The 25,653-nt window shown below is 71.2% G+C and carries 28 protein-coding genes; 11 read left to right on the plus strand and 17 right to left on the minus strand.

Annotation, left to right across the window (positions count from 1 at the left end):
• Positions 1–30: 30 nt before the first annotated feature.
• From ACFHW1_RS09015 to ACFHW1_RS09040, 6 genes are all read right to left on the minus strand, one after another.
• Positions 31–498: a lamin tail domain-containing protein gene (locus ACFHW1_RS09015; protein WP_416615228.1), complete on the minus strand. Its 468-nt coding sequence runs from the start codon at positions 496–498 to the stop codon at positions 31–33.
• Positions 499–856: 358 nt separating this feature from the next.
• Positions 857–1,198, minus strand: a complete 342-nt coding sequence (locus ACFHW1_RS09020; protein WP_416551847.1) for a DUF1416 domain-containing protein — start codon at positions 1,196–1,198, stop codon at positions 857–859.
• 2 nt (positions 1,199–1,200) lie between these two features.
• On the minus strand, positions 1,201–2,049 hold the full coding sequence (locus tag ACFHW1_RS09025; protein ID WP_278171731.1) for a sulfurtransferase: 849 nt from the start codon (positions 2,047–2,049) through the stop codon (positions 1,201–1,203).
• A gap of 223 nt (positions 2,050–2,272) precedes the next feature.
• Complete coding sequence (locus ACFHW1_RS09030; protein WP_416552081.1) at positions 2,273–2,368, minus strand: Ms5788A family Cys-rich leader peptide; 96 nt, start codon at positions 2,366–2,368, stop codon at positions 2,273–2,275.
• A gap of 98 nt (positions 2,369–2,466) precedes the next feature.
• Positions 2,467–3,279: a DUF2993 domain-containing protein gene (locus ACFHW1_RS09035; RefSeq protein ID WP_416551848.1), complete on the minus strand. Its 813-nt coding sequence runs from the start codon at positions 3,277–3,279 to the stop codon at positions 2,467–2,469.
• Between the two features lie 113 nt (positions 3,280–3,392).
• A complete protein-coding gene (locus ACFHW1_RS09040) occupies positions 3,393–4,235 on the minus strand; it encodes a hypothetical protein (protein WP_416551849.1) in 843 nt (280 codons plus the stop codon).
• A 683-nt stretch (positions 4,236–4,918) separates the two neighbouring features.
• On the opposite strand from ACFHW1_RS09040, the gene ACFHW1_RS09045 reads away from it, so the two are divergent.
• The 3 genes from ACFHW1_RS09045 (at position 4,919) to mshD (ending at position 7,879) form a co-directional block, all read left to right on the plus strand.
• Positions 4,919–5,635: a winged helix-turn-helix transcriptional regulator gene (locus tag ACFHW1_RS09045; RefSeq protein ID WP_416551850.1), complete on the plus strand. Its 717-nt coding sequence runs from the start codon at positions 4,919–4,921 to the stop codon at positions 5,633–5,635.
• A gap of 228 nt (positions 5,636–5,863) precedes the next feature.
• Entirely contained in the window at positions 5,864–6,859 is a 996-nt protein-coding gene (locus ACFHW1_RS09050) for a polysaccharide deacetylase family protein (protein ID WP_416615229.1), read from the plus strand.
• A gap of 105 nt (positions 6,860–6,964) precedes the next feature.
• On the plus strand, positions 6,965–7,879 hold the full coding sequence (gene mshD / locus ACFHW1_RS09055) for a mycothiol synthase (RefSeq protein WP_416551852.1): 915 nt from the start codon (positions 6,965–6,967) through the stop codon (positions 7,877–7,879).
• A gap of 37 nt (positions 7,880–7,916) precedes the next feature.
• On the opposite strand, the gene pstB is transcribed toward mshD, so the two are convergent.
• The 6 genes from pstB to ACFHW1_RS09085 form a co-directional block, all read right to left on the minus strand.
• Positions 7,917–8,696, minus strand: coding sequence for a phosphate ABC transporter ATP-binding protein PstB (pstB, locus tag ACFHW1_RS09060; protein WP_416551853.1), 780 nt, complete (start codon positions 8,694–8,696; stop codon positions 7,917–7,919).
• 20 nt (positions 8,697–8,716) lie between these two features.
• On the minus strand, positions 8,717–9,781 hold the full coding sequence (gene pstA / locus ACFHW1_RS09065; RefSeq protein ID WP_416551854.1) for a phosphate ABC transporter permease PstA: 1,065 nt from the start codon (positions 9,779–9,781) through the stop codon (positions 8,717–8,719).
• Entirely contained in the window at positions 9,778–10,812 is a 1,035-nt protein-coding gene (pstC, locus tag ACFHW1_RS09070; RefSeq protein ID WP_416551855.1) for a phosphate ABC transporter permease subunit PstC, read from the minus strand. Before pstC ends, pstA begins: the two co-directional genes overlap by 4 nt.
• A gap of 117 nt (positions 10,813–10,929) precedes the next feature.
• A complete protein-coding gene (gene pstS, locus ACFHW1_RS09075; RefSeq protein WP_416551856.1) occupies positions 10,930–12,033 on the minus strand; it encodes a phosphate ABC transporter substrate-binding protein PstS in 1,104 nt (367 codons plus the stop codon).
• 229 nt (positions 12,034–12,262) lie between these two features.
• Positions 12,263–12,787, minus strand: coding sequence for a hypothetical protein (locus ACFHW1_RS09080; RefSeq protein ID WP_416551857.1), 525 nt, complete (start codon positions 12,785–12,787; stop codon positions 12,263–12,265).
• Positions 12,788–12,891: 104 nt separating this feature from the next.
• Positions 12,892–13,746 carry an NUDIX hydrolase gene (locus ACFHW1_RS09085; RefSeq protein ID WP_416552082.1) on the minus strand — a complete coding sequence of 285 codons (855 nt, stop codon included), beginning with the start codon at positions 13,744–13,746 and terminating at the stop codon, positions 12,892–12,894.
• A gap of 133 nt (positions 13,747–13,879) precedes the next feature.
• Here ACFHW1_RS09085 and ACFHW1_RS09090 point away from each other — a divergent pair, with 133 nt between their 5' ends.
• The 5 genes from ACFHW1_RS09090 (at position 13,880) to ACFHW1_RS09110 (ending at position 17,630) form a co-directional block, all read left to right on the plus strand.
• Positions 13,880–14,851, plus strand: a complete 972-nt coding sequence (locus ACFHW1_RS09090) for a Gfo/Idh/MocA family protein (protein ID WP_416551858.1) — start codon at positions 13,880–13,882, stop codon at positions 14,849–14,851.
• A gap of 94 nt (positions 14,852–14,945) precedes the next feature.
• On the plus strand, positions 14,946–15,692 hold the full coding sequence (locus tag ACFHW1_RS09095) for a helix-turn-helix domain-containing protein (protein WP_416551859.1): 747 nt from the start codon (positions 14,946–14,948) through the stop codon (positions 15,690–15,692).
• Complete coding sequence (locus ACFHW1_RS09100) at positions 15,685–16,365, plus strand: arsenate reductase ArsC (RefSeq protein WP_416551860.1); 681 nt, start codon at positions 15,685–15,687, stop codon at positions 16,363–16,365. The genes ACFHW1_RS09095 and ACFHW1_RS09100 overlap by 8 nt, the downstream gene beginning before the upstream one ends.
• Positions 16,362–17,186, plus strand: coding sequence for an aquaporin (locus tag ACFHW1_RS09105; RefSeq protein WP_416551861.1), 825 nt, complete (start codon positions 16,362–16,364; stop codon positions 17,184–17,186). The genes ACFHW1_RS09100 and ACFHW1_RS09105 overlap by 4 nt, the downstream gene beginning before the upstream one ends.
• A 30-nt stretch (positions 17,187–17,216) precedes the next feature.
• Positions 17,217–17,630: an arsenate reductase ArsC gene (locus tag ACFHW1_RS09110; RefSeq protein WP_416551862.1), complete on the plus strand. Its 414-nt coding sequence runs from the start codon at positions 17,217–17,219 to the stop codon at positions 17,628–17,630.
• On the opposite strand, the gene ACFHW1_RS09115 is transcribed toward ACFHW1_RS09110, so the two are convergent.
• From ACFHW1_RS09115 to ACFHW1_RS09130, 4 genes are all read right to left on the minus strand, one after another.
• The gene (locus tag ACFHW1_RS09115; RefSeq protein ID WP_416551863.1) at positions 17,623–18,627 is read right to left on the minus strand and encodes an anion permease; all 1,005 of its coding nucleotides are present in this window, start codon (positions 18,625–18,627) and stop codon (positions 17,623–17,625) included. The genes ACFHW1_RS09110 and ACFHW1_RS09115 overlap by 8 nt on opposite strands.
• A gap of 5 nt (positions 18,628–18,632) precedes the next feature.
• Positions 18,633–19,259 (minus strand): DUF47 domain-containing protein, encoded by a 627-nt coding sequence (locus ACFHW1_RS09120; RefSeq protein WP_416551864.1) that lies wholly within the window; start codon positions 19,257–19,259, stop codon positions 18,633–18,635.
• Positions 19,260–19,397: 138 nt separating this feature from the next.
• Positions 19,398–20,306, minus strand: coding sequence for a PPK2 family polyphosphate kinase (locus tag ACFHW1_RS09125; RefSeq protein WP_416551865.1), 909 nt, complete (start codon positions 20,304–20,306; stop codon positions 19,398–19,400).
• Positions 20,307–20,410: 104 nt separating this feature from the next.
• Positions 20,411–20,917, minus strand: a complete 507-nt coding sequence (locus tag ACFHW1_RS09130) for a DUF402 domain-containing protein (RefSeq protein WP_416551866.1) — start codon at positions 20,915–20,917, stop codon at positions 20,411–20,413.
• A 111-nt stretch (positions 20,918–21,028) separates the two neighbouring features.
• Here ACFHW1_RS09130 and ACFHW1_RS09135 point away from each other — a divergent pair, with 111 nt between their 5' ends.
• Positions 21,029–23,170: an ATP-dependent DNA helicase gene (locus tag ACFHW1_RS09135; protein WP_416551867.1), complete on the plus strand. Its 2,142-nt coding sequence runs from the start codon at positions 21,029–21,031 to the stop codon at positions 23,168–23,170.
• Between the two features lie 54 nt (positions 23,171–23,224).
• Here the strand turns inward: ACFHW1_RS09135 and ACFHW1_RS09140 are convergent, their stop codons facing one another.
• The gene (locus ACFHW1_RS09140; protein WP_416551868.1) at positions 23,225–24,505 is read right to left on the minus strand and encodes an AI-2E family transporter; all 1,281 of its coding nucleotides are present in this window, start codon (positions 24,503–24,505) and stop codon (positions 23,225–23,227) included.
• A gap of 189 nt (positions 24,506–24,694) precedes the next feature.
• On the opposite strand from ACFHW1_RS09140, the gene ACFHW1_RS09145 reads away from it, so the two are divergent.
• Positions 24,695–25,033 carry a GroES family chaperonin gene (locus ACFHW1_RS09145; protein WP_416551869.1) on the plus strand — a complete coding sequence of 113 codons (339 nt, stop codon included), beginning with the start codon at positions 24,695–24,697 and terminating at the stop codon, positions 25,031–25,033.
• A 365-nt stretch (positions 25,034–25,398) separates the two neighbouring features.
• A complete protein-coding gene (locus ACFHW1_RS09150) occupies positions 25,399–25,653 on the plus strand; it encodes a hypothetical protein (RefSeq protein WP_416551870.1) in 255 nt (84 codons plus the stop codon).

Here is a 25,653-nt window from a genome sequence, read left to right on the forward strand (position 1 = left end):
CGGCACCCGCCGGCGGTCAACCCGGAATCATTACGGGTTGACCGGGCATCGCACCCAGTCCCGGCCCTTCACATACGACCAGGAGCAGGTGTGTACGGAGTGGCCTTTACGGTTCCGCAGGGATGCCTTGTCACCGTCGACATCCCACACGAAACCAGCCGTGTTCCAGTAGACGGTCCGTGCGGTGTCGTCACCGGCACCAGAACGCAGCCACACCCGGCCACCTTTCCCAGGAATGACGACGTCGCCGAATCGGTAAGTCCGGCCGTTCCTGTTGTGCACCGTGTAGCCCCGCAGGTTGATCGCTTCCTTACCCCGGTTCACCAGTTGCAGCCATTCCCGGTTCGCGAACGTCCCGCTGCCGTCGTTGACGCCGTTCGGGTGGTATTGGACGCTGTGCACCCGCAGGCTGGTTGCAGCGCTAGCAGGTGCGGCGATGGTCATCGAGGTGACCAGCCCCAGCATCGCCGCAGTCAGGACACCGACAGTCTTTCGCATGATTCCCCCATGGGATGAGCAATTCTCGCAGGCATCGGAAGAACCAAAATCCGATTCGCCGTACGCCCGCAACCGCCAGGGAAAATTGTGGGCGACGGGCCACCCATTCACCAGAGAGTGACGTCATCAAGTCAGTTCGTTCTGCCGCACCGTCATGTCGGGCGCTGTTGACTTGTCGGCGTGGCCACCCGCCGGAGTGATCAGGGTGACGCCGTCGGTCGGCCGTTTCCGCTGTCCACGAGGCGACAGGAAGTACCGACGGCGGGAAATGTGCCGCCAATGTCGGTCATAAAGCCGACAGGCCGCCGCCCCGGAACGAGTTCCGGGGCGGCGGCCTGTCGTCGGGTCGGGCCGGGTGTCAGCTGCCGACGGTCACCGACACCTCGTTGACTCCCTGGGTGGCGGTCACCGAGGTGTCGCCGTTGCCGTGCCGGGACAGTGCCCGCAGGGTCCAGCTACCCGGTGCGGCGAAGAACCGGAACTGGCCGGCCGGCGAGGTCACCACCTCGGCGGTGAACTCGCCGGTGGCGTCCAGCAGCCGGACGTACGCGCCGGCCACGGCCTCGCCGTCGGCGGACCGCACGGTGCCGGTGATCACGGTCTCCTTGGCCAGGTCGACGCTGGCCGGCAGCGGTGCCGCCTGGTCCGGGGCGGCGCAGCCCGCCGCGGTCGCGGCGTTCGGTGTGGTCGCAGCGGTCATCGTCACGCCTTCCCGGGCTCGTCGCCGAGCACCACCGGCACGCCGATCAGCGAGCCGTACTCGGTCCAGGACCCGTCGTAGTTCTTCACGTTGGAGTGCCCGAGCAGTTCCTTGAGCACGAACCAGGTATGCGAGGAACGCTCGCCGATCCGGCAGTACGCGATGGTGTCCTTGCCGTCTTCGAGGCCGGCCTCGGCGTACAGGGCGCGCAGCTCGTCGTCGGACTTGAAGGTGCCGTCCTCGTTGGCGGCCTTGGACCACGGCACGTTGACCGCGGTCGGGATGTGCCCGGCCCGCTGCGCCTGCTCCTGCGGCAGGTGGGCGGGGGCGAGCAACCGGCCGGCGAACTCGTCGGGCGAGCGGACGTCGACCAGGTTCTGGGTGCCGATCGCGGCCACCACTTCGTCGCGGAACGCCCGGATGGAGCTGTCCGGCTCCTGGGCGACGTACTGGGTGGCCGGGCGGGCGACCACCTCGGTGGTCAGCGGGCGGGCATCGAGCTCCCACTTCTTGCGGCCGCCGTCGAGCAGCTTGACGTCGCGGTGGCCGTACAGCTTGAAGTACCAGTACGCGTACGCGGCGAACCAGTTGTTGTTGCCGCCATAGAGCACCACGACGTCGTCGTTGCCGATGCCCCGCTCGGACAGCAGCGCCTCGAACTGCGACTTGTTGATGAAGTCGCGGCGTACCGGGTCCTGCAGGTCGGTCTTCCAGTCGATCTTGACCGCGCCGGCGATGTGCCCACCGTCGTACGCGGAGGTGTCCTCGTCGACCTCGACGAAGACGACGCCCGGGGCGTCGAGGTTCTTCTCGGCCCAGTCGGCCGAAACGAGTGCGGTGTCGCGACTCATCAGATCACTCCCTGGTTGGTCTCCCCCTTGCCCGGCGGGCCGCCGGTGCGGAGGATGCGGATCGGTGGCGAGTCCACGCCGCAGGTTGTCGCACCTGTGCGGGACCCTGGAGGACGGATCACGGACGTGCGACGGCGCCGCTGCCGGGCGATGGTGAGAATTCTTCGGCGCTGGTCACCGACCACAGAAGGGGTCGACGACAGTCCGCCGGGTCAGCCCGCCGTCAGAGGACCGGGCGACACAGGCAGGTGGCCACACGGCACAGGTCGACCGCGCGCCGCTTGGTGAGGAACTTCCCCATGGGGCCGAAGCTTACCAGCCTGTTTCCGGACGGTCACCGATCCGACCACGCAATGGGACATCCGCGGGTTGAGACCTACGCCACCCCCGCCGGAGACGGTCAGCCGAGCAGGTTGGTCAGCCGAATGCGCTCAGCGGCACATCGGTGGCGGTGACGGTGACGGCGAGGCCGGCCGGCGTCACCGCCACCTCCTGCAGGTCGAGCTGGAACGGCAGGGCGGGCAGCGGCACCGCGATGGACAACTGCTGGGCGTAGGCCTCGACGAACCCGCGGGCCGCCTCGTCGCCGGGCAGCCCTTCGGCGACGAGTTCGTCGAAGCGCAGCAGCACCTCGCCCTGGGCGACCTCCAGGTCCGCGGTACCGGTCAGGGTGACCTGCTGACCGAGGATGTCTACCGGGGCGGTAACGCCGAGCCGTCCGTCCTGTTCGGACAACTCCACGCCGGGCTGCTCGATCAACTGGACGATACTGTCGTAGGAGACCGTGGCGGTGCCCTGCACGGTCTCTGCGGTGACCTCACCCTGCCCGGTGCGCAGCGTCTCCAACGGCGCCTGTACGCCCCGCGCGTCGACGTCGAGGGTGGGCAGCCGCACGCTGTTGCCGTTGACCGCCGCCGACACGTCGCGCAACACGATCGAGACCGACTGGTAGCGGCCGGTGGCGACCTGGCTGAGGAACGGGAACCCGCCGATCGAGACCTCCGGCTCGGAGGATTCGATGTCCTGCCCGGCCACCTGCTGGCGAACCTGGTCAGCGACCGCCCGCTCGGCGTAGGCGACGGCGACCCGGTCGGCGACGACCAGTACCAGCGCCAGAACGAGCAGCAGCACCGCGACGACGGCCAGCAGCCGGCGCGTTCGTCGGCCCGGTTGCCGCCGAGGACGCGACCGGCGGACCGGTTCCTCCTGGTACGCCGGATAGGTCGACACTGTGCCTCCTCGGCTGCGGACGAATGCGCCGTACCGTATCTACCCGACCTGAATACGGCTCACCCGGCACCGGCCCGAACGGTCAGCTGCCTCACCCTGACCGACCCGGCGCCTCAGTTGAAGATCAGTACACCGAGGGCGTAGGACAGCGGCGCGGCGAGGGCGAACCCGCCGAGCGGTCCCTGCATGTGCCGGGCCACCCACATGGTCGGCGGTTCCCCGGCCATCTGCCGGCTGGCCTCGGCGTAGCCGGTGGCCAGATCGACCAGGACCGCCGCGCTGGCCGCGACCAGGCCGACCAGGGCTGCGGTGACCGGGGTGAAGCCGACCACGTAGATGCCGAGCACCGCGCTGGCCAGCGTGCCGACCATGGCACCGAGCACCACGCCGGTGGCGCCCCGGGGCACCTGCGGGGCAAGCCGCGGCCGGGCCACCACCGCGTCGGTGAGCCGGGCGGTCATCAGGGCGATGCCGGTGCCCGCCAGCGCCACCACGATGGTCTGGGTACCACCGAGCTGCAGCCGGCTGAGCACGATCAGGGTGGCGAAGGCGACCACTCCGACGACGATCTGCAACGTGGCACCGAGCGACTCGGTGACCCTCGTGCGGTCTGCCGGCCGGATCAGCTGGGCGAGCACCGCGACGACGAAGCCGCCTGCCGCGGCGTACCCGACCGGGGCCAGCGACGCGACGGTCGGCAGCAACGCTCCGATGTCGGCGGCGGCCGCGGCCAACAGGCTCACCCCGCCGATGACCGGCATCGCCGGCGGCCGGATCGCCAACGTCCAGGAAATCACGAAGAGCAGTTGTACGCCGAAGACGACGATGGTGAACGGGGTGCGGGCCAGCCCTGGCCCGGCGGTCTGCCCACCGAAGATCAGCCCCAGGGCCAGCAGCACGGAGAACCCGGCCACGGTGAGCGAGATGGTCCGGCTGACCGGCACCGGCGCCGACATGGACCGGCTGCTGACGGTTTCCTGCTCCCCGGTGCGGTCCGGCCGGTCCGCCGCGCCCGACGGACCGGCGGCCTCCCCGGCCGCAGCGGCCGCACCGCCGGGAGCGGGCGCGTGGCCCGGGGCAGGTGCCGGAGCCCGACCAGGGGCCGGGCCGGGAGCAGGTGCCCGGCCCGGCACCGGCGCGGCCGCCCGACCGGGACCGGGTGCCCGACCGGGAGCGGGACCGGGTGCCCGACCGGGAGCGGGACCGGGTGCCCGACCTGGGGCCGGTGCCCGGCCCGGCACCGGTGGGCCGGAGTCCGGCGGCCCTGGGACGACGGCGCGACCGGGGCCGCCCCGCATGCCGCCGGGCCGCCTGCCGGGCGGCGGCCCGGCCGGCGACTCCCGGCTACCGTCAGGCCACTGTCCGCGACCGGCCTCGGATGGCGTGGAGGGATGCACGCCCTGATGGTGCCAGACGCGACGGGTGGCCCGCTGGCGACGGCGCGGCGCCGCTATGGCCGACTGCACAGATGAACAGCTCATCGCCGCGCTGTTTCCGGCACCTAATCGGTTAAGCTCATTGCTTGACCACCCGTCAGCGAAGCCGGGGTTCGACGCCACTGTCTGCGGTGACGGCCACGTGGCCGGCGTCCGCGGTCACCACGCGCGGCCGGGACAGGCCGCGAGGACGGAGGTGATGTGTGGAGATCCTGCTACTGGTAACGGCCCGTGCGGGCGAGCCGTCGGTCGTACTGCCCGCACTCGACCTGCTCCCCCACTCGGTGCGGACCGCGCCCCGCGACGTCCGCACCCTGGTTTCCGGGCCGAGCCCGGACGCGGTCCTGGTCGACGCCCGGTCGGAGCTGTCCGAGGCCCGTGCGACCTGCCGGATGCTGCACGCCACTGGACTGGGCGTCCCGCTGGTCGCGGTGGTCACCGAGGCCGGTTTGATCGCGCTGAACGCCGACTGGGGCGTCGACGACGTCATCCTGGCCAGCGCCGGCCCGGCCGAGGTGGAGGCGCGGCTGCGGTTGGCGGTAGGTCGGCTGACCAACGCCACATCAGGCGCGGGCGGGCTGATCCGGGCCGGCGAGCTGACCATCGACCCGGACACCTACGCCGCCAAGCTCAAGGGCCGCCCGCTCGACCTGACCTACAAGGAGTTCGAGCTGCTCAAGTTCCTCGCCCAGCACCCGGGGCGGGTCTTCACCCGCGACCAGCTGCTGCGCGAGGTTTGGGGCTACGACTACTTCGGCGGTACGCGGACGGTCGACGTGCACGTGCGTCGCCTGCGGGCCAAGCTCGGCTCGGAGTACGAGTCGATGATTGGCACGGTGCGCCAGGTCGGCTACAAGTTCGTGGTGCCGCCGAGCCGCTCGTCGCTGCCGGATGCTGAGCCCGCGCCGCTGCCGGTCTAGCGAGCAGGTCCAGTTCCAGCCGGACCGGCTGTCGGTCTAGCGGGTTCCGCCACCTACCGTGGCACAACCCTGAAACGTCAACTGAGGCGCCATCCGAAACTGTCCGGATGGCGCTTCAGTTTTTCGTCCGAATAGATCGTTTAAGTTAGCTCTCTCCTGTTTCGCCTTAGCAGCAACTGCTGTCTCCATAGCCTCGGGTCGACAACCGACCGACGGCGGGAGGCTGCAGTGACGGTGCTGGCGGGTCTACGCGGCCTGACCTACGCCAGTGCGGCTGTGACGGCCGTCCTTACCAGCGCGTACCTTCTCGGTTCCAGCAGTGCGCCGGCTGAACGGGCCGACCCGGTGCCCACACCCGCACCGGCACCGGCACCGGCACCGGCACCGGCCCGCAGCGGACCCGACCCCGACCTGATGTCACCACCGGCCCGGCCCACGGCGGTGCCGTCGTCACCCGCCGGAGTACCGGACCCCGACAAGCTGGACGGCGTTAGGCCGGACCCCGAACCTCCGGACCCCGAACAGCCGGCAGCCCGGCTACCGGCGTACGCCCCGATGGCCCCCGACCGCAGCGGACCGCACGGCACCCGACGGACCAGCGGCAGCGCCGCGGTCGCCCTCACCTTTGACGACGGCCCGCACCCGGTGCACACCCGGCAGACCCTCGACGTGCTCCGCCAGTTCGGGGTGAAGGCGACCTTCTGCCTGGTCGGCCGGAACGTGGTCGCCCATCCGGAGCTGGTCCGAGCCATCGCAACCGACGGGCACACCCTGTGCAACCACTCGTGGAGCCACGACTTCGACCTCGGCAGCTACCCGACCGCCGCGATCCGCACCGATCTGATCCGCACCTCCGAGGCGATCCGGGCCGCCGCCCCCGGCCACCCCGTCTCCTACTATCGCCAACCCGGTGGCTTCTGGACTCCCGCCGTGGTCGAGGTCGCGCGGGAACTAGGCATGACCTCGATCCACTGGACCATCGACCCGGCCGACTACATCCAGCCCGGTGCGGGCAGCATCACCGCGACGGTGACCGCGCAGGCCGTACCCGGGTCGATCGTGCTGCTGCACGACGCCGGTGGCAACCGGACCGGTACGGTGCTGGCGCTGCGCTCGATCCTGCCGAACCTGCGGCAGCGTCTCCTGGTTGACGCGTTGCCGCCGATGGCCGAACCCGCCGACCAGCGCAGCCGCCGGCTGCACCTGCGCACCGGCCAGCTCTGACCCGCGAACCAGCCGCGCCGGCGAACCCACCGGCCCGCTGATCCGCCGGCCCGCTGATCCGCCGCGCCGCGACGGGCGGACCCGGCGGGAGATACGGTGGGGCACGTGGCTGAGCGGGTGACCCAGACGACCACGACCGTCGAGCGGTCCGACCGGCTCGACCCTACCCAGGTCGACCAGGTGCTGAAGCTGGCTGCGGCCGCCGCCGACACCGACGGCGCCGACCCGCTGCCGGAGCAGGTCGTCATCGGACTGCGGGACGCGGCCTCCGCCCGGCACCTCACGCTGACCGCCCCGACCGGCGAGATGATCGGGTACGCGAACCTCGACCCGACCGACCCGGCCGGCTCGGTCGCCGAGCTGGTGGTCCACCCGACGCACCGGCGACGCGGGTACGGTCGTCTACTGCTCACCGGGCTGCTCGACGCCGTCGAGCCCGCCGTCCCGCTGCGCGTCTGGGCGCACGGCGACCACCCGTCGGCCGCCGCCCTCGCCCTCGACCACGACCTGGTCCGCGACCGGGTGCTGTTACAGCTGCGCCGAAAGCTTGCCGACCCGCTGCCCGAGCCGGACCTGCCGGCCGGGGTACGGATCCGGTCCTTCGTGCCAGGTCAGGACGACGCGGCCTGGGTGGCGCTCAACGCGAAGGCGTTCGCCGACCACCCCGAGCAGGGCCGCTGGGGGTTGCCGCAGCTGCATGCCCGGATCGCGCAGCCGTGGTTCGACCCGGCCGGTTTCCTGCTCGCCGAGGATCCGGCCGGCCGGCTGCTCGGCTTCCACTGGACCAAGGTGCACACCGGGCCGGCGGTCGGCGAGGTCTACGTACTCGGAGTCGACCCGGACGCGCACGGCGGCGGTCTCGGCCGCGCGTTGACCCTGGCCGGGCTGCGGCACCTGGCCACCGCCGGGCTGCACCGGGCGATGCTCTACGTCGACGAGTCGAACACCGCCGCGGTACGGCTCTACACCCGGCTCGGCTTTTTGCGCTGGTCGGCCGACGTGACCTACCGCCGGCGCTGACCGCCGGCCTCGGCCGACCGGCTGATGCCCGCGCGGGTCAGCCGAACCGGCCGGTGATGTAGTCCTCGGTCGCCTTGACTTTCGGGTTGCTGAAGATCCGCTGCGTGTCGTCCATCTCGATCAGCTTGCCGGGGTGGCCGGTGCCGGCGATGTTGAAAAAGCCGGTACGGTCGCTGACCCGGGCCGCCTGCTGCATGTTGTGCGTGACGATGACGATAGTGAACTCGGCCTTCAGCTGGTGCATCAGGTCCTCGATGGCGAGAGTGGAGATCGGGTCCAGCGCGGAGCACGGCTCGTCCATCAGGAGTACCGCCGGCTTGACGGCGATCGCCCGGGCGATGCACAGCCGCTGCTGCTGCCCGCCGGAGAGGCTGGAACCGGGCCGGCCCAGCCGATCCTTGACCTCCTCCCACAGGTTGGCGCCGCGTAGCGTCTGCTCGACCAGTTCGTCGAGGTCGGCCTTGCGCATCCGACCGCCGTTGAGCTTCACCCCGGCCGCCACGTTGTCGTAGATCGACATCGTCGGAAACGGGTTGGGTCGCTGGAACACCATGCCGACCTGCCGCCGTACCGCGACCGGATCGACGCCGACGCCGTACAGGTCGTCGCCGTCCATCACGACCTTGCCGGTCACCCGGCCGCCGGGCACCACCTCGTGCATCCGGTTCAAGGAGCGGAGGAAGGTCGACTTACCGCAGCCGGACGGGCCGATCAGCGCCGTCACGGAACGCGGCTCGATGGTCATGTCGACCTGCTCCACGGCCTTGAAATTGCCGTAGAAGATGTCGAGGTCGGAGACTTCGATGCGCTTGGCCACTTGAGGGGTCCTTTCCGCGGTCAGCGGCTGGTCGGCAGGGAGAAGAAGCGGGAGATCAGCCGGGCCACCAGGTTGAGGCCCATGACGATGACGAACAGGGTGAGCGCCGCTGCCCACGCACGTTCCACACCGAACTCCGGCCGGGCACCGGGGATGCTGTACGAGTAGTAGGTGAAGATCGGCAGCGAGGACATCCGGCCGTCGAACAGGTTCCAGTTGGTTGCCGTGGTGCTGCCGGTGATGATCAGCAACGGGGCGGTCTCGCCGATCACCCGGGCGATGGCGATGGTCACGCCGGTGGCGATGCCCGGAGCGGCGGTCCGCAGCACCACCCGCAGCACGGTGCGCCACTTTGGCACGCCGAGCGCGTAGGACGCTTCGCGCAGCTCGTTCGGCACCAGCTTGAGCATCTCCTCGACTGAACGGACCACCACCGGCACCATCAGCACCGACAGGGCGACGGCACCGCCGAGACCGAACCGGATGCTCGGGCCGAAGAAGATCGCGAAGAAGGCGAACGCGAACAGACCTGCCACGATGGACGGGATACCGGTCATCACGTCGACCAGCAGGGTGACCCACCGGGCCAGCCGGCCTTTGCCGTACTCGACCAGGTAGACGGCGCACATCACGCCGACCGGCACCGAGATGAGGGTGGCCGCGCCGGTGATCATCAGGGTGCCGACGATGGCGTGCAGCGCCCCGCCGCCCCCACCCAGCACGCCCCGCATGTCGCTGCTGAGGAAGGTCCCGTCGAACCGGTGGATGCCGTTCTGCGTGACGGTGATCATCAACGACAGCAGCGGCAGCATCGCGAGGGTGAAGGCGAGGCTGACCAGCACCGTCACGAACCGGTCCTTGGCCCGGCGACCGCCTTCGACCTGCCAGGAGACAGCCGGCAGGGCCACCATGACGAGCAGTACGCCGATGGCCAGCGAGAGCGGGACGGCAAGCCCGAGGCTGAGGCCGCCGACTAGGCCGACCGACAGGCTGCCGCTGACCACCACCCATGGTGCCCACTTCGGCAGTACGCCGCTGTTCAGCGGGCTCGTGACGGGTGCCCGGGGCGGGGTGATGGTGGTCATGCGTTCGCTCCCGAGAAGTCGCGCCGACGGGCGACGACGGCCCGGGCGGCGAAGTTGACGACGAAGGTCAGTGCGAACAGCACCAGGCCGGTGGCGATCAGCGCGTTCACCGCCAGCCCGCTGGACTCGGGGAAGTCCAACGCGATGTTGGCGGCGATGGTGCTGCTGTTGACCGAGTCGATCAGGTTGATGGTGATCACGTCGGAGGCGGAGAGCACCATCGCGACCGCGAGGGTCTCGCCGAGCGCCCGGCCCAGCCCGAGCATGCTGCCGCTGATGATCCCGGAGCGGCCGAACGGCAGCACGGTCATCCGGATCATCTCCCAGCGGGTGGCACCGAGCGCCAGGGAGGCTTCCTCCTGCAGCCGGGGTGTCTGCAGGAAGACCTCCCGGTTGACCGCGGTCATGATCGGCAGGATCATCACCGCCAGCACCAGACCGGCGGTCAGCATGGTCCGGCCGGTGGCCGACGCGGGGCCGGCGAAGAACGGGATGAAGCCCAGGTACTCCTCCAGCCACTGGTAGACCGGGACGATGTTCGGGGCGAGGAAGAAGATGCCCCACAGTCCGTACACGACGCTGGGTACAGCGGCCAGCAGGTCGACCAGGTAGCCCAGACCGGCGGCGACCCGGCGCGGGGCGTAGTGCGAGATGAACAGCGCGATGCCGATCGCAAGCGGGGTGGCGAACACCAGTGCGATCACCGCAGCGAGGACCGTGCCGAACAGCAGCGGGGTGACGTATGCGATGAAGCCTTCGCCGCCGGGCAGTTCCTCGGGGTCGGCGACCAGGGCGGGGATGCCCTCGTAGAGCAGGAAGGCCGCGACCGCGGCGAGGGTGACCAGGATGAGCACGCCGGCACCGACGGCGGTGCCGGAGAAAATCTGGTCACCGATCCGTTCACCGGACCGGCCCCGCCGACGGGTCTCGGCGTTCGGCGGCTCGCCCGTCGACGTGCCGCGCGGCGAGTCGCCGCCGGGCGGCGGATCACTCGATGGGGTACCGCTATGCGCGGTGGCGGGCTTTGTCACGGATTACGCCTCCTCAGGCCGTGTCGTGACGGTCGGTACGGGGATACGCCGCAGGTCCGGACGGCCACCGGGTGACCGTCCGGACCTGGATCGCAGGGGCTGGACGTGGTGCTGGACTCAGCCGGCGACGGTGATCGCGTCGATGGCCTGCTGCGCCTGGCTGCGCAGCGTCGCGGAGATCGGCGCGGAGCCGGCGTTCTCGGCGGCGGCCTGCTGGCCCTCCTCGCTGATCACGTGGTTGAAGAACGCCTTGACCAGGTCGACCTTCTCCTGGCTGTCGTAGTTGACGCAGGCCAGCTGGTAGGAGACCAGCACGATCGGGTAGACGCCGGCCTCGGCGGTGTCCCGGGGCAGGTCGATGGCGAAGCTGAACTCGGGGCGACCGGCGACGGTCTCAGCGGCGTCGACGACGGCGGCGGCGGCCTCGGCCGAGTACTCCACGAACTCCTCGCCCACCTGGACCGCGGCGACGCCGAGGTCAGTGGCCTGGGAGGCGTCGATGTAGCCGATGGTGCCCTCGCCGCCGCGCAGCGCGGCGGCGACGCCCTGGGTCTGCGCGGCGGCCTCGCCACCGGTGGTCGGCCAGTCGCCGGAGACCTCGTACGGCCAGTCGGCCGGCGCGGCCTTGGCCAGGTAGTCGACAAAGTTCTCGGTGGTGCCGGACTCGTCCGAGCGGTGCACGGCGGTGATCGCCAGGTCGGGCAGCGCGGCGTCCGGGTTGAGCTCGGCGAGCGCCGGGTCGTTCCAGTTGGTGATCTTGTTGTCGAAGATCTGGGCGATCGCCGACGGCGACAGGTTCAGCGTCTCGACGCCCGGCAGGTTGTACGCCACGGCGATCGGGCTGATGTAGCCGGGGAACTCGATGAAGCCCTGCTCGCCGCAGGTCTCCAGGGCCGCCGCGACCTCTTCCTCGTCGAGGTACGCGTCAGAGCCGGCGAAGTCGGAACCGCCGCTGGTGAACTGCTCGCGGCCACCGCCGGAGCCGATCGGGTCGTAGGTGACGGTCGCGTCCGGGGCGACGTAGGTGAATCCGGCGATCCATGCCTCCATCGCGGCACCCTGCGAAGAGGCGCCGGCGCCAGCGAGGTCGCCGCTGACCGGGTTCTCGGAACCGCCGTTGGGATCCGTGCCGGTTTCACCGTCGTCGCCGCACGCGGCCACGCCGAGGGTAAGCATGACGGCGACCGGCAGGGCGGCCAGCCGGAGGGACTTACGATTCACGGTGCGTTGCCTCTCTGAGGTCGGGTGGCGAGTCGCCGCCCAGGGGTCGCGGGGGCGAGTTCACCGTCTCGAACGCCGAGGACGGTACGAGCCGTGGCTAAACTGCCGACCGGGGCATGGTGAACAGAAGGTGAACGGCGGTTGTATGGTCGCCGTCCGAGCTGAGCCCACGCTCGACTGTGACCGGCGTCGCACCTCGGCCGACGCATCTTGCCGCCTACGTCGGTGATCAGCTTTCGGGCCGACCGCGCCGCACCAGCCGCCAGCGGCGGGCCTGCTCGACCGGAAGCTGGTAGCTGACCGCACCGGAGCGGCCGGAACCGGTCCGGGCCATCCGCTGCAACGGCAGCCCCCACTTCGGATAGTCATGGTACGTCTTGACGATCCGGGTCAGCCCACCGAGCGCGCCGATGACCTTGTCGACCGGGCTGCCGAGCCGCGCCGCGAGGTCGCCGACCGACATGGTCTCGCCGGGGTGCTCGGCGAGCAGGTCGAGGATCGCGAACACGGTCTGGTGTGTCCGGGACCGACCCTGGGCGAACCGGCGCAGCTCCTCGACCGGCCACTCCTTGGCGGCGCGGGTGGTGGACCGGGCCCGGCGGGCTGGCTTCGGGATCGGCCTGGGCCGTTGGTCGAGCTCCTCGATCAGCCGGGCGATGTGCGAGACGTACTCGGCGGGCACGGCAAGATGCACGAGGTCGTCGGCGTCCGTCGGCGCACCTCGCGCGGCTGAGGTCCCTGGTCGTGGAGCCATCTGTCCCGTCCGGTAGCGGTCGCGGGCGAGGACCGCCCGGCACCCTGTCGCGTTTGTGCGCGCCAAAGTATCACCGCTTGGTAACGCAAGATCATCTATCCGGATCAGGGCTTGACAACCGCGAAGCTGACCGTCCCGTCCGGATCCACCTGCAACTGAGGGGTCACCGGTACGGCCGGATCCCGGCCAGCGGCGGCGGCGAAGACGGCGTCCGGGTCGGCGCAGCCGGCGACCTCGTCGAGCGTCACCCGGGTGGGTGGCAGCAGCTGCCACTCACCGGCCGCCGCCCGGTCCAGGGCCCGTCCCGGCCGGGCCCACACCGTCTGGTCCGCCTCACCGGACACGTCCCGGGTCGCCTGCCCGATCGGCAGCCGGGCCACGAAGAAGTAGGCGTCGAACCGGCGCGGCTCGAAGTCCGGGGTGATCCACCGGCTCCATGCGGCGAGCAGATCCGACCGTAGGGTCAGCCGCCGACGGCGCAGCAGCTCCGCGAAGCTCAGCGTCCGGGCGAGCAACGCCTGCCGGTCGACCTCCCACTCCGGACCGTCCACCGCGTCGACCACAGTGGCCTCGTCCGGACCGGCCAGCAGCACCCCGGACTCTTCGAACACCTCCCGGGCAGCGGCACAGACCACTGCCCGAGCCTGGTCCGGCGGACACCCCAGCCGGGCCGCCCAGTGCTCTGGATCCGGCCCAGCCCAGTCCAGCTCGCCGGCGGCGTCGGACGGGTCCACCCCGCCGCCGGGGAACGCGTACACCCCGCCGAAGGCGACGGCCGCCACCCGCCGGATCAGGTAGACCTCGAACCCGGTGCCGCCGGGCTCCCCCCTCGGCCCCGGATCCGTCGTCGGGCGCAGCAGCAGCACGGTCGCGGCGACCCGTGGTCGCACCGGTTCCCGGCCGGCCGCGTAGAACCGGCTGGCCTGCTCGACCATTGCCTCGGGCACGGCGAACAGCATCGGGTCGGGTGGCGCGGCGAAAGCCGTGACGTCGTCGTCGGTGGGCACCCGCCGAGCGTAGGTCGTCGCCCGGCGGACCGGCCAGCACGCCCCGCCGTCGCCGCGCACGGACTCGCTGGCTAGCGTGCCTCGCATGACTCGTTGGGGAATCCTCGCCACCGGCGGCATCGCCGCCCGCTTCGTCGAAGACCTGCAGTTGTTGCCCGACGCCGAGGTGCTTGCGGTCGGCTCCCGCTCGGTGGCCAGCGCGGAGGCGTTCGCCGACCGCTACGGCATTCCCCGGGCGTACGGATCCTGGGATGAGCTCGCTGCGGACGGTGACGTCGACGTCGTCTACGTGGCGACGCCGCACTCGGCGCACCACGCCGCGACCATGACCTGCCTGGCCGCCGACCGGGCGGTGCTGTGCGAGAAGCCGTTCACCCTTGACCTGGCCAGCAGCACCGAACTGGTGGAGACCGCCCGGGCCCGGGACGTGTTCCTGATGGAGGCCATGTGGATGCGGTGCAATCCGACCGTACGCCGGGTGTGCGAGCTGGTCGACGACGGCGCGATCGGTGAGGTCGTCTCGGTGCACGCCGACTTCGGCCTGGCCGGACCGTTCGGGCCGCAGAGCCGGATGCGCGACCGCGCACTCGGCGGCGGCGCCCTGCTCGACCTGGGCATCTACCCGGTAAGCCTGGCGCATCTGGTGCTCGGCCGGCCGGACTCGGTGCGCTCCTGGGCGAAACTCACCCCCGAGGGCGTGGACCAGAACACCGGCGTGCTGCTGGGCTACGAGTCGGGCGCGGTGGCCGCGTTGACCTGCGGCATCGTCGGGGCCACTCCGGTGGTGGCGACGATCACCGGCAGCACCGGCCGGATCGCGTTGCCGGACCCGTTCATCTGCCCGAGCGAGTTCACTCTCCGCCGGGGCACCGGTGCGCCCGAGGTGGTGCGCGTGGTCGAGCCGGCCGGCAACGGCTACCAGTACGAGGCGGCCGAGGTGCACCGCTGCCTGGCTGCCGGTCTGCGGGAGAGTCCGCTGGTGCCACACGCGGTGACTCTCGAGGTCATGGAGCTGCTCGACACGATCCGCGGTCAGATCGGCGTCAGCTACGACTGATCCCGGTCGGGAATTCGTCTGACCCGGTCTACCGGCCGGGTCCGGACGCTCGGTCGGCTTGACTCCGCCAAATATCTCAGCAATCATTGAGTCAATGAGCACTGAGGCAAGTCACCGTGCCGACGACCGGCCGCCACCTGCCCGCCCGCTGGAGCGGCGCGCCCGGGTGCACGCCGCGCTCGGCGACCCGGCCCGGCTGGCCATGGTCGACCTGCTGCACCTCGGCGACGCCGCGCCCGGCGAGTTGGGCCGACGGCTCGGGCTGCCGAGCAACCTGGTCGCCCACCACGTCAAGGTCCTGCAGGAAGCAGGCCTGCTGCGCCGTGCCCGGTCCGAGGGTGACCGCCGCCGCAGCTACCTGCAACTGGTGCCGGACGTCCTCGCTGGGCTGGCACCACCGCCGCTGGCCGACGTCGAGCGGGTGGTCTTCGTCTGCACCCACAACTCGGCCCGTTCCCAGCTCGCCGCCGCGCTCTGGCAGCGCACCGGCCCGACCCCGGCCGCCTCAGCCGGCACCCGACCGGCGACCCAGGTGCACCCCCGGGCGGTGGCGCTGGCCCGCCGGCTCGGCCTCGACCTCGACCCGGCCCGCACCGCACACGTGTCGGCCGTCGTCGGCGACGGCGACCTGGTCGTCGCGGTCTGCGACAACGCCCACGAGGAGCTCACCGGGGCCGGCGCGCCCGACCTGCACTGGTCGGTGCCGGACCCGGTCCGGATGGACACCGACGCCGCCTTCGAAGCCGCGTACGCCGACCTCGCCGGCCGGGTCCACCGGCTGGCCCCCGCCATCACCAACCGGGCCGCCGCCCCCACGTCCACCGGAGCCCACCATGTCTGACGTCACCGACGCCGTCCGCCCCGACCTGTCCATCGACCAGCAGATGGCGCTGCGTACCGCAGCCACCCGGCTGGCCCGGGAGTTCGACGGCACCTACAACACCGAGACGATCGAACGGTTCCTGGCATCCAGCTACGACCAGTTCGCCACCGGCAGCACCATCCCCAACTATCTGCCGCTGCTCGCCGAGCGGTTCGCCCGGCAGCGGCTGCAGGCCCTGGCCCGGGTCGAGGGCCTGCACTCCGACGGCCGCCCGGTGGTGCTCTTCCTCTGCACCCACAACGCCGGCCGCAGCCAGATGGCGCTCGGATTCCTCACCCACCTGGCCGGCGACACGGTGGTCGCCTGGTCCGGCGGCAGCAAGCCGGGCCACGACGTCAACCGGGCAGCGATCACGGCGATGGCCGAACGCGGCATCGACATCTCCGGCGAGTACCCGAAGCCGTGGACCGACGAGGTGGTCCGCGCCGCCGACGTGGTGGTCATCATGGGCTGCGGTGACGCCTGCCCGGTCTTCCCCGGCACCCGGTACGAGAACTGGGAGCTGGACGACCCGGCCGGGCAGGACGTCGACGGCGTACGGCCGATTCGCGACGAGATCGAGCGCCGGGTCCGCCGGCTGCTGGACGACCTACAGAAACTGGACGACCTACAGAAACTGGAGAACGCGTGAACCCGATCGCACTCTGGCGACGGCTGCTGGCCGAGTTCGCCGGCACCGCCCTGCTGGTCACCTCGGTGGTCGGTTCCGGGGTGATGGCCCAGACGTTGTCGCCGGACGACATCGGGCTGCAGCTGCTGCAGAACTCGATCGCCACCGCCTTCGCGCTCGGCGCGCTGATCCTGATCTTCGGCCCGGTCTCCGGCGGGCACTTCAACCCGGTCGTCTCGACCGCCGACTGGTTCCTCGGACGACGCAGCCGCACCGGTCTGACCCTGCCGGATCTGACCGGCTACGTCGCCGCGCAGGTGACCGGCGGCATCGCCGGGGCGATCCTGGCCAACCTGATGTTCGCCCTGCCGGCGGTGACCTGGTCGGCCAAGGAGCGGTCGGCGGGCAACCTGTGGCTCGGCGAGGTGGTCGCCACCGCCGGCCTGGTCCTGCTGGTCTTCGCGCTGGCCAGGTCGGGCCGGGCCGGCGCGGCACCGGCTGCGGTCGGTGCCTACATCGGTGCCGCCTACTGGTTCACCTCGTCGACGTCGTTCGCCAACCCGGCGGTGACGATCGGCCGGGGCTTCACCGACACCTTCGCCGGCATCCAGCCCGCCTCGATCCCGGCGTTCCTGGTCGCCCAGGTCGTCGGGCTCGCCGTCGGAGTCGCCCTGCTGCTGTCGCTCTACCCGGGGGTGGGACGCGCCGCCGACCAGGTCGTGGTGCCGGCCGAGCCCGCCCAGCCGACCGTTCCCGCCCAGCCGGCAGATCCCGCCCAGCCGGCAGATCCGGGCGGATTGGCGACCGACGAGGCCGACACCCTGGCGACCGCCCGACGCTGACCGACCGCCCCACCCCTCGAAGGAGATACCGTGAGCAAGCCCAGTGTGCTGTTCGTCTGCGTACACAACGCGGGCCGGTCCCAGATGGCCGCCGGCTGGCTGCGTCACCTCGGCGGCGACGCGGTCGAGGTCCGCTCGGCCGGCTCGGCGCCGGCCGAGTCGGTCAACCCGGCGGCGGTCGAGGCGATGCGCGAGGTCGGCATCGACATCACCGACCAGACCCCGAAGCGGCTGGAGTGGTCCACCGCCGAGTCCTCGGACGTGATAGTCACTATGGGCTGCGGCGACGCCTGCCCGGTCTTCCCCGGCAAGCAGTACGAGGACTGGCAGTTGACCGACCCGGCCGGCAAGGGTGTCGAGGCGGTCCGGCCGATCCGCGACGAGATCCGCCGCCGGGTCGAGGCGCTGCTCGCCGACCTGGTGTCGGCGACCCGGGTCAGCTGAACAGCGGGCGGACGACGAAGTACATCACCGCGCCGATGCTGCCGGCCGCCGGGAAGGTCAGAATCCAGGCGCCGACGATGTTGCCGGCGACGTTCCACCGTACGGCCGACAGCCGCTTGGTCACCCCGACGCCCATGATCGCCGAGGTGATGGTGTGCGTGGTGGAGATCGGCGCGCCGAGCACCAGGGCGTTGAAGTAGAGCACCGAGCTGGCGACGGTCTCGGCGGCGAACCCCTCGGGCGGCCGCAGGTCGATGATCTTGCGACCGAGGGTACGGATGATCCGCCAACCGCCGGCGTAGGTGCCCAGCGCCAACACGGTCGCCGAGGTCCAGAAGACCCATTCCGGGATGGTCTCGGCGTCGGACTGGAACCCGCCGACGAACAGGGCCAGCACCACGATGCCGATGGTCTTCGCGGCGTCCTGCATGCCGTGCCCGACCGACATCGCCGCCGCCGAGACCGACTGGGCGATCCGGAAGCCCCGGTTGAGCTTACCGGGCTGTCCGTTACGGAAGATCCACTGCACGGCGAGCATGACCAGGAAGCCGAGCGCGAAGCCGACCAGTGGGGAGAGCACCATCGGCACCACCACGTCGCCGGCGATGCCGCCCCACAGCACCGTGCCGGAGGCGGCGATGGTGGCGCCGACCAGGCCGCCGATCAGCGCGTGGGACGACGACGACGGCAGCCCGAAGTACCAGGTGATCAGGTTCCAGGTGATCGCGCCCACCACACCGGCGAAGACGATGCCGAGGCTGGAGACGCCGGCCGGCAGCTCGACCAGGCCGCTGCCGACGGTCTTGGCCACCTCCGCACCGAAGTGGGCGCCGATGAAGTTGCCGACCGCGGCCATGATCAGGGCGACCCGTGGGGTGAGCGCCCGGGTGGAGATGCTGGTGGCGATGGCGTTTGCCGCGTCGTGGAACCCGTTGGTGTAGTCGAAGACCATGGCAACGGTGATCACCGCGAGGACGGCGATGAGTTCGGCGCTCACCCGGCTCAGGACTCCTTGACCGCGATGGTCTCGACGGTGTTGGCCACGTGCTCGAAGGCGTCGCAGGCAGCCTCCAGCTCGTCGGCGACCTCCTTCATCTTCAGCACGGTGAGCGCGTCGTACTCGCCGGAGAAGAGCCGGACCAGCAGCATCCGGTACGCCCGGTCACCCTCGTTCTCCAGCCGGTTGCACTCGATCCAGTAGTCCTCCAGGTCCTTCATCGCCCGTAGCCGGGGCATCGCCTCGGCGGTCACCCGGGCCTGCTGATCGAGCACCGCGATCAGCTCGTGCATCTCCCGGGGCAGCGACGGCAGCTGGGTCAGCCCGTAGAGGTAGAGCAGGTTGCCGACCGCCTCCAGGTGGTCCATCACGTCGTCGAGCTGACTGCCCAGCCGGTAGATGTCCTCCCGGTCGAACGGGGTGATGAACGCCGAGTTGATCTTCTTGTAGAGGTCGTGGGTGATCTGGTCGCTGTCGTGCTCGACCTCGGTGAGCCGCTCGCTGACCGACTGGACGTCGACTCCGGGCAGGGCGAGTTCGTTGAGCAGCTCGGTGCCCCGCACGAGGTTCCGCGCGGCCTTGGTGAACAGTTCATAGAAGGCGCCCTCGACCGGGCGGAAGGAGAACTTCACAGCGCAGACCTCGTCGGAGACGGTGGGGAACAGGGGCTGGCCACGGGTAACGCCCGCGCGCTCTGCAGGGAATGCTAGGTAACAGCGAATCACGCCTGCTCGCGGCCCACCCCTGTACACCTACGAGTCAGTCTCTGTTCATCCGCCGTTTACTTTCGGTCCATCCCCGGCGAGCAGCCGAGCATGCTCCTTGCGCAGGTCGAAACGAGCTGGCGGGTAGCTCAGGTCCAGATCCGCGAAATGTTCCCGGAGCAGGTGCGCCAACGCCCAGTCCCGGTACCACTTGCGGTCGGCCGGCACCACGAACCAGGGCGCGGCGTCCGTGGCGCAGCGGCTCAACGCCTCCGTGTACGCGGCCTGGTAGTCCGGCCACTTGGTGCGGGCGTCCACGTCCCCCGGGTGGTACTTCCAGTGCTTGGTCGGATCGGTCAACCGGGACAACAGCCGCTCCCGCTGCTCCGCGTACGAGATGTGCAGGAACACCTTGATCAGCACGAACCCCTCGTCGACCAGCCCGGCCTCGAATTCGTTGATCTCGTCGTAGCGGGCCCGCCAGGTCTCCTCCGGCACCAGCGACTCGACCCGTACCACCAGCACGTCCTCGTAGTGTGACCGATCGAACACCCCGACCTGGCCAGCGTCCGGCAACGCCCGGCGGATCCGCCACAGGAAATGGTGCGCCAACTCCTCCTCGGTAGGCGGCCCGAACGCTCGGATCCGCAGGCCGAGCGGGTTCATCGCGCCGGCGACCCGCTTCACCGCGCCGCCCTTGCCGCCGCAGTCCATGGCCTGCAGCACCAGCAGCACCCGCCGACCGGCCGCGCTGCCGGCGACAGCCTGGGCGTGCAGCATCTCCTGCTGCTCGGCCAGTTCGTCGCCGATGCGGCGGACCTCGGCGCGGGCCCACGACTTGCGGTCCGGCCCGGTCACCGACAGCGCCGGCAGCCCCGGCGTCGACCTCGGGTCGATCGCGGAGAGGTCGACCGGCCGGCCGGCGCCGACCCGTAGCAGTTCCCGGACAGGTGGCTCGTACAGGTCAGCAGTCATCCGACGATCATCACCCAGCCGGCCCCCGGCCGACCAGCCGACCGCTACCCGACCAGCCGACCGCTACCCGACCGGCCGGCCGGCCGACCGGCGAGCCAGCCGGATCAGCAGACCAGCGCCAGCCACTTCCGGTAGGCCGAGGCGAACGGCTCGGTGCCGTCGCCGAGCGCGTCCTGCAACCAGCGGGCGGCGGCCCAGGCCGACTCCACCACGTCCTCCGGGTAGCCGTACCGCACCCGGTGCTCGGCGAACTCGTCCTCGTCGCGCAGTTCCACGAGGCCGGTTGCCCGGCGCCGTACCACATCAAGATCAAGATCAATGAGGTGTACGGTGGAATCGTCCTCCCAGCGGGCCGGGCTGGCGATGTCGCAGTAGACCTCGCTGGTGCGCGGCGGCGGGTTGAACATGCAGGTCCACCACTGCTCACGCGGCACCAGCAGGACGAACGGGATCTGCTCCACCGACGGGCGACCGTGGTAGATCGACTCGGTGCCCCGGGGCACGCCGAGCCACACGCCGACCTCGTCCTCAGTCAACCGGCGGGCCGGATAGTCCCGGTGGGCCGAACCGTCGTACTTGCGATAGACCACCCGTACGACACCGCTCGACATGTGTCGCACCTTAACCGATGGCCGCTCACCGGAAGGCAACGTGCAGGTGACGCCCCAGTGCCGGCGCCAGCACCCGGGCGTCACCGGGCGACACCGGCCGGCACGCTGTGGATGACCGCCGAGGACGACGGTGGTGATCGGTACTGTCACCGGGTGACCCCTGCGACGACCACCAGCACCGCGTCCGCTCCGGCGGCCCCGCCGCGCCCGGCCGGCCGCTCCGGCACCGGTCGGCCGAGCGCCGCCCAGTTGCTCGCCGCCGCGGTCGGCGCGGTCCCCGGCGGCGCGGCCCGGCCCGGCCAGCAGGAGATGGCGTCGGCTATTGCCGACGCCATCCGTACCCGGCACCACCTGCTCGTGCAGGCCGGCACCGGCACCGGCAAATCGCTGGCCTACCTGGCACCCGCGCTGACCGTCGACGGCCCGGTGGTGGTCTCCACCGCCACCCTGGCGCTGCAGTCGCAGCTGGTCGAGCACGACCTGCCCCGACTCGCCGACGCGGTCGAGCCGATCCTGCGCCGCCGGCCCACCTTCGCCGTCCTCAAGGGCCGGCACCACTACCTGTGCCTGGCCCGGCTGGAGGACTCGGCCGAGGAGGAGCCGACGGACCTGTTCGACGCCGCCGGCGACAACGGCGACAGCGGCGGTAGCAACGGTGGCGGCGGCACCCGCTGGCTGGGCGCTGCCGACCGGCTCGGCAAGCAGGTGCAACGGTTACGTGACTGGGCGATGGAGACCGACACCGGCGACCGCGACGAGCTGGACCCCGGCGTCGACGACCAGGTGTGGCGGCAGGTGTCGATGCCGGCCCGGGAGTGCGTCGGGGCGGCCCGCTGCCCGTACGGCGAGGAATGCTTCGCCGAGGCGTCCCGGTTCCGGGCCCGCGAAGCCGACGTGGTGGTCACCAACCACAGCCTGCTCGCCGTCGACATGCTCGCCGACCGGCACATCGTGCCGCCACACAAACTGCTGATCGTCGACGAGGCCCACGAGCTGGCCGACCGGGTCTCCTCGGCCGCCCAGGCCGAGCTCACCCCGGACGTGATCGACCGGGCCGCCCGGCGGGCCCGGCCGCTGCTGCCGCCGGAGACCGCCGAGCAGCTCACCGAGGCCGGTGACGCCCTCGCCGTCGGGCTGGGCGAGTCGCCGGCCGGGCGGCTGACCAGCGGTCTGCCGCCGGCGCTGCGCGAGGCGTGCACCCTGCTGGAGTCGGCGACCCGGGCCGCGCTGGACAAGATCGGCGACATCAAGGCCGACGACCCGGACCCGGTGCGCAAACAGCAGGCCAAGTCGGTGCTGGACGAGCTCTCGACAACCGCCCAACGGCTGCTCGACGAGGCCGAACACGACGTCGCCTGGGTGGAGAAGCCGGACGGTCCGGCCGCCAACCGCCGGGCGCTGGTGGTGGCACCGCTGTCGGTGGCCGGCACCCTGTCCAGCCACCTCTACGAGGAGCGGACCGTGGTGGCCACCTCCGCCACCCTGACCCTGGGCGGGCGGTTCGACACGGTGGCCCGGTCGCTGGGTCTGGAGACCGCCGCCCCGGCCACCGAACAGACCGAGGCGGTCACGGCCGACGATCTCAGCTGGCGGTCACTCGACGTCGGTTCCCCGTTCGACTACCCCAAGCAGGGCATCCTGTACGTCGCCGCGCACTTGCCCCGGCCGACTGTCTCCGGGCTGCCCGCCCAGGCCGGCGAGGAGCTGCTGTCGCTGATCGGCACACTCGGTGGCCGTACCCTCGGATTGTTCTCGTCCCGGCGGGCCGCGCAGCAGGCCGCGGAGCTGGTCCGGGCGCGGACCGGGCTGACCGTGCACGTGCAGGGCGAGCAGGCGTTGCCGCTGCTGGTCCGCCGGTTCCGGGAGGACCGGGCGAGCTGCCTGTTCGGCGTGATGTCGCTGTGGCAGGGGGTGGACGTGCCCGGCGACGCCTGCCAGCTGGTGGTGATCGACCGGCTGCCGTTCCCCCGGCCGGACGAGCCGCTGGCCGCCGCCCGCGCCGCCGCCGTGGACGCCGCCGGCGGCTCCGGGTTCGCGGCGGTCAGCGTGCCGATCGCGGCGGTACGCCTGGCGCAGGGAGCCGGGCGGCTGATCAGGTCGACCGGTGACCGGGGCGTCGTGGCGGTGCTGGACTCCCGGCTGGAGACCGCCCGTGGCTACGGCGCGTTCCTGCGCCGGTCGCTGCCGCCGTTCTGGTACACCACCCGGCCCGAGGTGGTGCAGGGCGCGCTGCGCCGACTCGCCGCCAGCTGACCGCCGCGAACGCCGCGAGTCAGGCGGGTCGGCCGCCGGCCGGCGGCGTTCAGATCACGGTGGGCTGGTGCCGGTCACCACGGACTCCGGCGGTGGCGGCGGCGGCGGGACGTGCCGGCGGCGGGCCAGCCGGCGTACCGCCGTGTTCAGCACCGCGATCAGCGGTACGGCGACCAGCGCGCCGACGATGCCGGCCAGCACCACACCGGAGGTCACTGCCAGCACCACGGCCAGCGGGTGGATCGCCACCGCCCGCCCCATGATCAACGGCTGCAGGACGTTGCCCTCCAGCTGCTGCACCGCGATCACCGCACCCAGGATGATCAACGCGGTGACCCAGCCGCTGTCCACCAGGGCCACCAGGATGGCCACCGCGCCGGACAGGGTCGCGCCGACGATCGGGATGAACGCCCCCAGGAACACCAGCGCGGCCAACGCGAACGCGAACGGGATGTCGAACAGCACCAGGAAGATCCCGATGCCCACGGCATCGATGAACGCCACCAGCACGGTCGCCCGGACATAGGCGACCAGGGTCGTCCAGGCCGCGCTACCTGCGTCGTCGACCCGCCACCGGGCACCGGTCGGGAACAGCCCCACCAGGAACCGCCAGATCCGCTGCCCGTCCCGGAGGAAGAAGAACGTCGAGAACAACACCAGCAGCGCACCGGTGAACAGTTCGACGACCGTCCCGGCGGTGGAGACCGCGCCGCTGGTCAACGTCTGGGTGTTCTCGTTGATCCAGTTCTGTCCGGCCTCGACGTACTGGTCGAGCTGTCCATCGTCGAGCTTCAGCGGACCGGTGCGCAGCCACTGCTGGATCTCCCCGATGCCGCTGGACGCCTTCTCGCTCAGGTCCGGCAGTCCGGTGATGAACTCGTTGACCACCAGGGTCAGCGTGCCGACCACCCCGGCCAGCCCGGTGATCAGCACCACCGCCGTGGCCAGGGTGCGGGGCACGTGGGCCCGCAGCAGCCAGCCGACCGCCGGGGCGAGCAACGCGGCGAGCAGCAATGCCACCAGCACCGGAATGATGACGATCCGGACGTTGCCGATGACCCGCAGCAACGCCCAGCCGACGATGCCGATCACGATCAGCCGCCACGACCAGGCGGCGGCGATCCGGAGCGCGTGCGGCACGTCCGCGTCGTCGCGGCTCGTGGTCGACAGGTGCCCGTCGCCCGGCGGCGGGGTCTCCGCGCCCGGCTCGGCACCCGCGCCGGCCAGCTCGTCGGCGGCACCGGCCGCGGCGGCCCGGCGGGACCGTTCCCGCTCCCGGGCGGCCCGCACCGATTCCCGCCCAGCCTCGTACGCCTGGCGTAGCCGCCCTCTCATTTGTTGCAGCCGGCTCAAGCCAACCCCCGGAGTCAAGTAATCGGTCCGTACACGGTAACGGGCACATGTCCACCGTTGTTGCCGCTACCTCCCTGAACTCTCCCCGAAGTGCCCCGTACGGGCATCGGGCAACCATCCGGCCGACCCACCCGCGACCGGCCGGCACACCCCACGCGGTACGGTTCGGTCGTGACCGCCGACCCACCGCACGACAACGGTTTGCCGATCCGCCTGCTGCACGACCGAGTGCTGGTCAAACTCGAAGGCGGCGAGGGCGAACGCCGCTCCACCGCCGGCATCGTGATCCCGGCCACCGCGTCGGTGGGCCGGCGACTGTCCTGGGCGACCACGGTCGGGGTCGGGCCGAACGTACGCTCGATCGTCACCGGCGACCGGGTGCTGTTCGACCCGGAGGACCGCTCCGAGGTCGAGCTGCACGGCCGGGGTTACATCCTGCTCCGCGAACGCGACGTGCACGCGGTGGCCGCCCAACGGGTCGAAGAGGACTCCACCGGCCTCTACCTGTAGTTCAAAGGCCCACGCCGTCTCTGCACGCCAGCGGCGGGGCCCGTTGCGGTGGCATCCGACAGCTCGCCGGGAACCTACAGCGGTCTACGCGTTCCGTTGCTGGTGGTGTAAGCGCAGGCGCCGCCTTCTCTGCCCGCGCGTCGCTGACCAGCCCGCGACACCGTACGCATGATCAGCACCAGTCGACGTCGGGCGATGGGCCAGGAGCTGGCGAAGCTCGCCACGTTGATGGACGGCCAGGCCGCCTGACCTGACACCGCCGCTCTGCGTTGATCCAGTGCGCCCCATCAACTCGACACGCCGACCCCACCTCAGATCACCCCTGCAGGCCGGGTTGGCCGCTGCCGGCTGCGGCGACACTCACGGTGTCAGTGGGCTGCTCGGCCGGGCTGCCGGCCGAGCACCGGGCAGCGTACCTGGTGGACGCCGCACGCGCGTACCTCGACGTCGCTGACTTCACTGCGGCAGGACGGTGGGTAGTCGAGGCGGACCGCGTCGCACCGGCTGAAATCCGCTCCCGGCCTTCCGCCCGTACCCTCGTGGCTGAGATTTCCCGCCACGGACCGCAGGTCGCCGGCGTCGCCCGGCTGGCGACGGCGCTCGGGTTGACCCGCTGCTGA

This window comes from Micromonospora sp. LOL_014 (genome assembly GCF_048060245.1).
Lineage (GTDB): Bacteria > Actinomycetota > Actinomycetes > Mycobacteriales > Micromonosporaceae > Micromonospora_E.

Coding starts and splice junctions, on each gene's coding strand:
- ACFHW1_RS09015 (WP_416615228.1), bottom strand. CDS start 498: ATGCGAAAGACTGTCGGTGTCCTGACTGCGGCGATGCTGGGGCTGGTC.
- ACFHW1_RS09025 (WP_278171731.1), bottom strand. CDS start 2,049: ATGAGTCGCGACACCGCACTCGTTTCGGCCGACTGGGCCGAGAAGAAC.
- ACFHW1_RS09080 (WP_416551857.1), bottom strand. CDS start 12,787: ATGGCTCCACGACCAGGGACCTCAGCCGCGCGAGGTGCGCCGACGGAC.
- ACFHW1_RS09100 (WP_416551860.1), top strand. CDS start 15,685: ATGTCTGACGTCACCGACGCCGTCCGCCCCGACCTGTCCATCGACCAG.
- ACFHW1_RS09125 (WP_416551865.1), bottom strand. CDS start 20,306: ATGACTGCTGACCTGTACGAGCCACCTGTCCGGGAACTGCTACGGGTC.
- ACFHW1_RS09130 (WP_416551866.1), bottom strand. CDS start 20,917: ATGTCGAGCGGTGTCGTACGGGTGGTCTATCGCAAGTACGACGGTTCG.
- ACFHW1_RS09090 (WP_416551858.1), top strand. CDS start 13,880: ATGACTCGTTGGGGAATCCTCGCCACCGGCGGCATCGCCGCCCGCTTC.
- ACFHW1_RS09020 (WP_416551847.1), bottom strand. CDS start 1,198: ATGACCGCTGCGACCACACCGAACGCCGCGACCGCGGCGGGCTGCGCC.
- pstA (WP_416551854.1), bottom strand. CDS start 9,781: ATGACCACCATCACCCCGCCCCGGGCACCCGTCACGAGCCCGCTGAAC.
- ACFHW1_RS09135 (WP_416551867.1), top strand. CDS start 21,029: ATGACCGCCGAGGACGACGGTGGTGATCGGTACTGTCACCGGGTGACC.
- ACFHW1_RS09040 (WP_416551849.1), bottom strand. CDS start 4,235: ATGTCGGCGCCGGTGCCGGTCAGCCGGACCATCTCGCTCACCGTGGCC.
- ACFHW1_RS09095 (WP_416551859.1), top strand. CDS start 14,946: ATGAGCACTGAGGCAAGTCACCGTGCCGACGACCGGCCGCCACCTGCC.
- ACFHW1_RS09085 (WP_416552082.1), bottom strand. CDS start 13,746: ATGCTGTTCGCCGTGCCCGAGGCAATGGTCGAGCAGGCCAGCCGGTTC.
- ACFHW1_RS09140 (WP_416551868.1), bottom strand. CDS start 24,505: ATGAGAGGGCGGCTACGCCAGGCGTACGAGGCTGGGCGGGAATCGGTG.